The organism is Apilactobacillus sp. EABW-1NA, from assembly GCF_030398685.1.
In the GTDB taxonomy this organism is placed as follows: Bacteria; Bacillota; Bacilli; order Lactobacillales; family Lactobacillaceae; genus Apilactobacillus; species Apilactobacillus waqarii.
The window spans coordinates 26,358-34,365 of sequence record NZ_JAPDKO010000015.1 but is presented as its reverse complement, the minus strand read 5'-3'; the positions used below and the strand labels follow the sequence as shown (position 1 = coordinate 34,365).

General features: G+C 35.1%; 10 protein-coding genes. 7 read left to right on the top strand and 3 right to left on the bottom strand.

What is annotated here, in order from left to right; genetic code table 11:
* Entirely contained in the window at nucleotides 1-93 is a 93-nt protein-coding gene (locus OEZ61_RS08200; protein ID WP_080719905.1) for an IS3 family transposase, read from the top strand.
* A gap of 74 nt (nucleotides 94-167) precedes the next feature.
* Here OEZ61_RS08200 and OEZ61_RS05430 read toward each other — a convergent pair whose 3' ends face one another.
* Nucleotides 168-770, bottom strand: coding sequence for a nitroreductase family protein (locus OEZ61_RS05430; protein ID WP_140967675.1), 603 nt, complete (start codon nucleotides 768-770; stop codon nucleotides 168-170).
* Between the two features lie 163 nt (nucleotides 771-933).
* On the opposite strand from OEZ61_RS05430, the gene OEZ61_RS05425 reads away from it, so the two are divergent.
* Entirely contained in the window at nucleotides 934-1,257 is a 324-nt protein-coding gene (locus OEZ61_RS05425; protein ID WP_041153081.1) for a multidrug efflux SMR transporter, read from the top strand.
* A gap of 37 nt (nucleotides 1,258-1,294) precedes the next feature.
* On the opposite strand, the gene OEZ61_RS05420 is transcribed toward OEZ61_RS05425, so the two are convergent.
* Both OEZ61_RS05420 and OEZ61_RS05415 read right to left on the bottom strand, forming a co-directional pair.
* On the bottom strand, nucleotides 1,295-1,984 hold the full coding sequence (locus tag OEZ61_RS05420) for a hemolysin III family protein (protein WP_290047120.1): 690 nt from the start codon (nucleotides 1,982-1,984) through the stop codon (nucleotides 1,295-1,297).
* A 110-nt stretch (nucleotides 1,985-2,094) separates the two neighbouring features.
* Nucleotides 2,095-2,667 carry a hypothetical protein gene (locus OEZ61_RS05415; protein ID WP_053792980.1) on the bottom strand — a complete coding sequence of 191 codons (573 nt, stop codon included), beginning with the start codon at nucleotides 2,665-2,667 and terminating at the stop codon, nucleotides 2,095-2,097.
* Between the two features lie 240 nt (nucleotides 2,668-2,907).
* On the opposite strand from OEZ61_RS05415, the gene OEZ61_RS05410 reads away from it, so the two are divergent.
* The 5 genes from OEZ61_RS05410 to OEZ61_RS05390 all read left to right on the top strand — a co-directional run bounded on the left by OEZ61_RS05410 (nucleotide 2,908) and on the right by OEZ61_RS05390 (nucleotide 7,797).
* On the top strand, nucleotides 2,908-3,822 hold the full coding sequence (locus OEZ61_RS05410) for an ABC transporter ATP-binding protein (protein ID WP_053795832.1): 915 nt from the start codon (nucleotides 2,908-2,910) through the stop codon (nucleotides 3,820-3,822).
* Nucleotides 3,822-4,565 (top strand): ABC transporter permease, encoded by a 744-nt coding sequence (locus tag OEZ61_RS05405; protein WP_053795833.1) that lies wholly within the window; start codon nucleotides 3,822-3,824, stop codon nucleotides 4,563-4,565. The genes OEZ61_RS05410 and OEZ61_RS05405 overlap by 1 nt, the downstream gene beginning before the upstream one ends.
* Nucleotides 4,566-4,691: 126 nt before the next feature.
* Nucleotides 4,692-5,507, top strand: coding sequence for a hypothetical protein (locus OEZ61_RS05400; protein ID WP_248597112.1), 816 nt, complete (start codon nucleotides 4,692-4,694; stop codon nucleotides 5,505-5,507).
* Between the two features lie 156 nt (nucleotides 5,508-5,663).
* Complete coding sequence (locus tag OEZ61_RS05395; protein ID WP_138742082.1) at nucleotides 5,664-6,110, top strand: MarR family transcriptional regulator; 447 nt, start codon at nucleotides 5,664-5,666, stop codon at nucleotides 6,108-6,110.
* Between the two features lie 364 nt (nucleotides 6,111-6,474).
* On the top strand, nucleotides 6,475-7,797 hold the full coding sequence (locus OEZ61_RS05390; protein WP_053796029.1) for an amino acid permease: 1,323 nt from the start codon (nucleotides 6,475-6,477) through the stop codon (nucleotides 7,795-7,797).
* The last annotated feature ends 211 nt before the right edge of the window (nucleotides 7,798-8,008 follow it).

Sequence of the window (8,008 nt, the reverse complement as noted above, 5' to 3'; positions counted from 1 at the left end):
ATATCTTATTACAACAATTATCGTATAAAACAAAAACTGGGAGGAATGTCACCGGTTGAATACCGGATCAATTCCTCCCAGAAAATAGCATAACCATCTTCCAATTTTAGGGGTTCAGGTCAGGTCTTATGACCTATCTTTTTTTATTTTATTTATTGGGATTGTTATTACTTGAATACCTTGAAACGATCTTCGTCATCCATGTAATCCTTTGATTGTGCTGGTGCTTCGATTGACCCAAATACCATTTCAGCACGTAGTCTCCAGTTAGCTGGAATATCGAATTCCTTAGCTACATCTTCGTCGATTAGTGGGTTGTAATGTTGTAGGTTCGCACCTAGACCATTTTCAGCTAAGCCAGTCCATACAGCGTATTGAGCGTTACCTTGAGCTTGTTCTGACCAGTCATAGAAGTTGTCAGCGTATGCTGGGAAATTCTTTTCTAATCCATGAACAACATCCATGTCAGTGAAGAATAGAATTGTAGCATAACCATTCTTAAAACCGTTGATCTTGTCAGTAGTTGCCTTTAGGGCATCTTCATCCTTTAAATGTGGCTTTAAGTTATCTAAAGTGATGTCCCATACTTTGTCTTGGTTGTCGTTAAATAGAATAACGGCACGAGTTGATTGACTGTTGAAAGCTGATGGAGCTTCCTTAATTGAAGCTTTGATGAAGTTTGCTAATTCATCTTGGCTTTGTTCAACATTACGACCTAATGCGTAAATAGTACGACGGTTCTTTTGTAAATCAAGTAGTTCTGTTTTCATATTGTATCTCTCCTTTTGTTATATCTGATTGATTAACTAATATTATATCACTTACTTTTAGTTAGTAAACCCTTTTGCTCAATTTTTTTAATGAACAAATAAAAACTTAAGTGATATTATTTAGGTATCAGCTTAATATTATTTTTCGATGAGGTAAATTAATATGTTCTATTATTTATTTTTAGCGCTTGCTATTATTGGTGAACTCATCGGTACAAACCTCTTAAAGATGTCGATGGGTTTTACTAAGATACTGCCAACAATCGGATCGCTAATTTCATTTGCACTATGTTTTTACTTTTTATCAATTGCTATGGTTAAAATCCCGCTAAACATTGCCTACGCTAACTGGAGCGCACTAGGAATTCTTGCCACCACCGCAATCGCATCTTTGGTGTACAAGGAACAAATTAACGTCATGAGCATGATTGGCATCGTCTTTATTATTATAGGTGTCGTTTTGTTAAACCTATTCAGTGCAAAATAAAAACGCTAAGTTAGAATATCTAACCTAGCGTTATTTTTTATACATAGAAATAAATTGAGAAATACATCAAGATGGTCCCAATCATTACAAAGACGTGCCAAATAACGTGGCCAAATGGAATTTTTGGGAAACTGTAAATTAAAGCTCCGACAGTAAATGCAATTCCACCGAATAGTAGTAATAGGAAACCATGAATTCCTAGGTAATCATATAGTTTAACGATTCCTAGTAGACACATCCACCCCATCACAACGTAGATGATAGTAGAAAGTGTCTTTAATTTACCCATCCACAATGCCTTGTAAATAATTCCTAGCACTGTCATAATCCAGATTACAGTTAGGATAACCCAACCTAAACAGCCACTAATTGCGATTAGACAGTATGGTGTGTAGCTTCCAGCAATTAGTAGGTAGATTGCTGAGTGATCAAAAATTTGGAATAACTTTTCGACACGGGTGAAATATAGGCTATGAAACATGGTAGAAGCAATGTAGAAAGTTACTAAAGTGATTGAGTAAATCACGAAACTAGTAATTCTCATTGCACCACCAACGTGAACACCATGAATAATCAATGCGACAGCACCGATGATTGCAAGTAGTTCTCCTATTCCGTGGGTGATTGCACTAAAGATTTCGTTTAATAGGTAGTATGTCTTATCCTTAATCCAGTTAAATTTTTGCTTCACTGAATCGGTAGTCTTTTGTTTTAAGTCGTTGTTCATATATAAAGTACCTCTATTAATGTTTATTTAATTATATAACTATGTAATCTAGTTTTCAATACTAGATGAAAAAGACTACAAAAAAAGAACCCTCTTTGGGGTTCTTTTCATTAGTACCAATTATGTGATAACCAAAATGCTTTGGCTTTTACCCATGATCCGTAACGACTCTTAACGTAGTTGTTAGCAGTACGTTCTTGGTTCTTATGAGATAAGTTACCACCGTAGTAACTGATTAATAATTGGTATTTACCGTAACATGAACCGTTTGAGGCGGTGTATGAACCACCTGATTCATGGTTAGCAATCCATGCTTTAGCAGCAGCATTTGCTCTTGATAAATGTTTTCTTACTTTGTAAGTTGAATGTTTCTTGATACGTCTAGAACTAACAATCTTCTTTACGGCATGCTTCTTAACACGTTTTACAGTGTGTTTCTTAGCTGCCTTCTTGTGAGTTCTTGCTACTTTCTTAGCCTTCTTAGATACTTTCTTGTGTTTGCGTACCTTTTTAACATGTTTAGCAGCTTTCTTCTTAGCAGTTCCTTGAACGGTCTTTGTCTGAGCTGGTGTAGTTGGTGTAGCAACTGAATCAGCTTTTGCGGTTTGTGGTATTAAAAACAATGTCGCAATCAATAATGATACCAATACTGCAAAGGTAATCATCTTATTATTCGAATGCATATAATGTTTTCCCTCCTTAAAATTACTTGAATAACATAACGAACCAGTTTTACTATCTTGTTAGAGTTATGTTACAGGAATGTTACATTTTATTTCAGTTGTGAAACAAAACTATTCTTAAGTCTGATCTGAAAGCTCTTAAGACTTTCTTAAGTTTCATGAAAAAGAATTGACTTTTAAAAGAAAAATGTATACAGTTAGTTACATAAGTAATTAACTATTATTATAAGGAGATGCACTATGAAAACTCTTGAAGTTCAAAGCTTAAACAAGTTTTTCGGAAGAAAACAAGCTCTATTCGATGTTTCATTTGATATCGAACCTGGTACCATTCTTGGTCTAATCGGACCAAACGGTGCTGGTAAGTCTACTATTATGAAGAGTATCGTTGGTCTAACCGACTACAACTCAGGTAGCATTAAAATTGATGGAAAAGAATTAACTAAAAACAAGCGTAGCAGTCTAGAAAACGTTGGTTCAATGATTGAATCACCTGCTCCATACTTGAATCTAACTGGTCGTCAAAACCTAAAGCTTTTCAATGACGGTTCTACCACCGCCGAAGAAATGCAAGAAATTATGGAAGAAACTCAAATCACTGAATTTGCTGACAGAAAAGCAAAGAAGTACTCATTAGGTATGAAACAACGTTTAGGAATTGCTATTTCATTGCTTAACCACCCTAAGCTACTAATCTTAGATGAACCTATGAATGGTCTAGATCCACAATCAACTCATGATTTACGTGACCTACTTGTAAAATTATCAAAACGTGGCATTAGTATCCTTATCTCAAGTCACTTACTTGATGAACTATCACGTATCGCTGATTACTATGTAGTAATTAACCACGGTAAGGTAATCAAGAAGTCAGACGCTAAGTCATTCCTATCAGAAGGTCCTAAGACTATTAAGTTCGAAGTTAAAGACACTGACGCTGCTAAGAGTGCTCTTGACGCAGCTGGTTTCACTGCCACTGTTTACGACAAGACTGTTGAAATCGAAGACAACAACGATTCAACCGCAATGAACGCTGGTCTATCAGCATTGAACCAAGCAGGAATTGAAATTGAAAACGTTTCAAGAAACCAAACTGACCTAGAAGAATCACTATTGAAGCTTCTATCAAGTGATAACAATAAGGAGGCTAAATAATGTTAACTTTAATCAGACAAGAACTATACAAACAATTACACGGTAAGTTTTACATCGGATGGGGTATCGTTACACTAGCAATGGCACTATTTGCTGGATTTGTGTATCACTCATCTAAAGAATTAAGCCAAATCAACGCAAACGGCCCAATCTTCTCATCAGCCATCATCGTTGTCTTGGTTGCTATGATCGTCTTTGCTAGTTCAATTCTTACTACTGACTTCTCAAACAATACTGTTAAGTACTTGTTTGCTCGTCAATTCTCACGTGGAAAGATTTTCATATCAAAACTAGTAACAATCGTTGTTATGTACGTCTACCTACTAGTTGTTTCATTCGTTTCAACTTTAATCGCAAATGCATTATTCAACAAGATGCGTTCAATTCCTTTTGATGTATTTGGTAACAGAATTAGTGGTATGAGTTTCTACCTATTCTTAATGTTATCTCTTGTATTACTAATTAGTTGCCTATTCAAGAGTAACGCCGTAGCAATCGCCATCGGAATTGTTTTCTACTTCGTAGTTAGCATCATTAACCCATTCTTAAGCATCTTTATTTACTATCACTCATGGGTTAAATACATTCCACTAACATTCCTAAATGTTTACTCACAAACAATCAGCCCAATGATGTCAGAAATGACTAAGCTATCATTGAATGAAATGAGAGTTGGATCAATCATTTGGGGAATTGTCTTCCTATTAATTACTTACGTTGTTTACAACCGTCGTAATGTCTAATAATAATATAGTAGAAAAAAGCGACTTAATTATTGATTAGTCGCTTTTTTTATTGGAATGAACGCATTAAAAGTGATAAACTCTTGTTATTGATTAATTTCGAATAAAGATTTGGAGGCCAACGTATTGGTTGATTTATTAAAACAAGAAATGAACAAGAAAAACCGTCTTATTTTTCTTGCAATGGCAGTTTTCTTAGTTATTGTTACTATCCTAATGGCTGTTATTGGTAAAGACACTAGAACCTTAGATGGTTACAAGCTAATGAACACATTTGGTGGAATCACCCCTGTTATTGAATTACTTGCTACTATCATTACTGCAACCAGATTTGCTGGTGTCGACAGTAATAAACAAGTTCGACAAAACATGGAAAGACACAGCAAGACAACTATCTTCTTCTCAAAGGTTATTACTTGCATGGTTGGATACTTCATCCTACTAGCTCTTTCAGTTCTAACCATCATTTTTATGAAATACCTAGTCTTCCCCGAAAGCACCTTTGCTGGTAAGTTAGCGCTAGAATTACAATGGGCAACATTAGGTAACATTGCTTACGTATTCATTTTTGAATCATTCGTAATCATGGTTATTGGGTTTTGTAAAACATGGTATGGCGCCATTGCATTCGGTGTTGCCTTAAATTACATCACTGAAATAATTGCCGGTATCTTCATGATCTTCATTTACAATAACCGTCAACTTATTTGGAACCCATTCAACTTCTTCTTCGTTGAAAAACAAATTCAAGATGGTATGAAGCACATGATGACCCGTCTAACATTGAACCAAATCATTGCCGGTTCAATTGTTTATGCCGGAATCTTCTTCGTAATTGGATTTATCATCTTTGTCTTCATCAGAAAGTTCAAAACAGATGATGAACTAATCGCAAAACGCCAAGCTAAGAAAAATAAAAAACAAAAATTACAAACTGCATAATATTCCTTATATATTGCACTCAAATAGGCACCGTGTATAAAATCACAGTGTCTATTTTATTGACCAATTGAAATTTAGTGATATTCTTTAATATTGTATACAATATAATCACTTGCTAGACAAAATCCACCGAACAAATGAAAGGAGTTTTGCATTATGCCAAAAGAAGTGACTCTAAATGATCAAATTTGTTTTCAAATTTCCCGAGCACACCAATTATTTAACAAGTTCTATCAAGAACCACTAGAAAAATTCAACTTAACTTACGTTCAATACATTACCCTACTTTCATTGTGGGAAAATGATGGAGTAACCGTTAACTACCTAAGTCAAAAATTAGGTCTTTCAAACGGTACTTTGACCCCATTATTGAAACGTTTGGAAAAAGCTGGTTGGATTACAAGAAATCGTGATAAAGCCGATGAACGTCGTGTCCTAATTCACTTAACACAGTTAGGAAAAGACAAAAAAGACCCAATTGTGGAATCAGTTCAAGGATGTTTGAACCGACTTAACTACAGTGATGAAGAATTTGCTGATGCAATGGATACAATCATTGATCTTCAACACCGTTTGGAAAGAACAAACGAAAGTAATAAGTAATTTTTGTAATCATTTAATTGACACCTGTCTTTTGCGAGTATACAATATTAGTTGTTAAAGAAAAGACATGTCCGCTTAATGATGCTTTCCAGAGAGAATTACATTTTTCTGTAAGTAATTTATTGCAGTTAAACGGTTACCACTTTTCTATTCTATGTAAATCGATATTATTTTTAATGACTAATATGAGGGCATTATAGATATCTATAATGCTAAAGATGGGTGGAACCACGTTAATATAGACGTCCCTGACACATAAGTGTCGGAGGCGTTTTTTTGTTTCCCCGCCTCAAATAAATTCAAGAAGGTGGAAATATTGTCAAAAAATAATGATAAGTTAGAAAGAAAGCTTAGCGCACGTCACATGAAGATGATTGCGTTAGGTGGAACTATCGGGGTTGGCCTATTCATGGGTGCCAAGTCCACAATTGGTTGGACTGGTCCTTCAGTATTACTAGACTATGCGATTGCAGGATTATTCTTATACCTAATTATGCGTGCCTTAGGTGAAATGTTATACGTGCATCCAGTTACTGGATCATTCTCACAGTTTGCCTCAGAATACCTACACCCTGTATTTGGTTATTTAACCGCATGGAGTAATGTCTTCCAATACATTGTTGTTGGTATTTCAGAAGTCATTGCCATCGGTACATATATGCAGTTCTGGTGGCCACATTTACCATCTTGGCTTCCTGGAATCATTGCCATCGTATTTTTATGTATTGCCAATCTAGTATCAGTAAGTGCCTTTGGTGAACTAGAATACTGGTTTGCGTTAGTTAAAGTTGTTACCATCATCGCCATGATTATCATTGGCTTGGTCATCATCGTATTTGGTTTTAATGGTATTCACCCAACTGGTATCTCAAACATCTGGAGCCATGGTTTCTTCGCAAACGGATTTAAGGGATTCTTCTTCGCTTTAGCAATCGTAATTGCTTCATACCAAGGAATTGAATTAATTGGTGTAACTGCCGGTGAAGCTGAAAATCCTAAGCAAACACTAGTAAAGGCCATCCAAGATACCATTGGTCGTATCCTAATCTTCTACATTGGTGCTATCTTCGTTATCCTAAGTATTTACCCTTGGGACAAGATTAGCCAAATCGGTTCACCATTCGTAGAAACATTCTCACAAGTAGGTATCACCGCAGCTGCTTCAATCATTAACTTCGTTGTGGTAACAGCTGCACTATCTGGATCTAACTCTGGAATTTATAGTGCTAGTCGTATGGAATTCTTACTATCCGAAGAGGGTCAACTTCCAAAGGTATTCAAGAAGTTAAATCGTCACGGTGTTCCATACGTTTCAGTAATCAGTATCTCAGCTGGGATTTTAATTGGACTATTATTAAACGTCCTACTACCAATCTTCTTCCCATCAGCAAACCAAATCTTTGTGTACGTATACAGTTCATCTGTACTACCAGGTATGGTGCCATGGGTTGTTATTTTGGTATCTCAAATTCGTTTCAGAAAGCAACATCCAGAAGAATTAGTGAACCATCCATTCAAGATGCCACTATCACCTATCAGTAATTACATTACGCTAATCTTTTTAGCAGTTACCTTGGTTTTCATGTTCATTAACCCTTCTACTAGAATTCCTTTGATTATCGGAATCTTCTTCCTATTAATCATGACAATTCTATACTTTGTAAAATTCAATCAAAACAACAAATAGATAGTAATAAGTTTGTTGAATAAAATTCATCAATTGTTAAATTCCTTGACATTAATTTTAATATGTAATAACATTTCTTAAATAATAAATATTAGAATTATGTAAGTGAAAATCTTACTGGGGAATTGTTTATTACCTATCAGAAAGATCCAACTATTGTAAAATCAAACCAATGTTATAGCAATTTTGATTAATTATTTAAAAATTATTT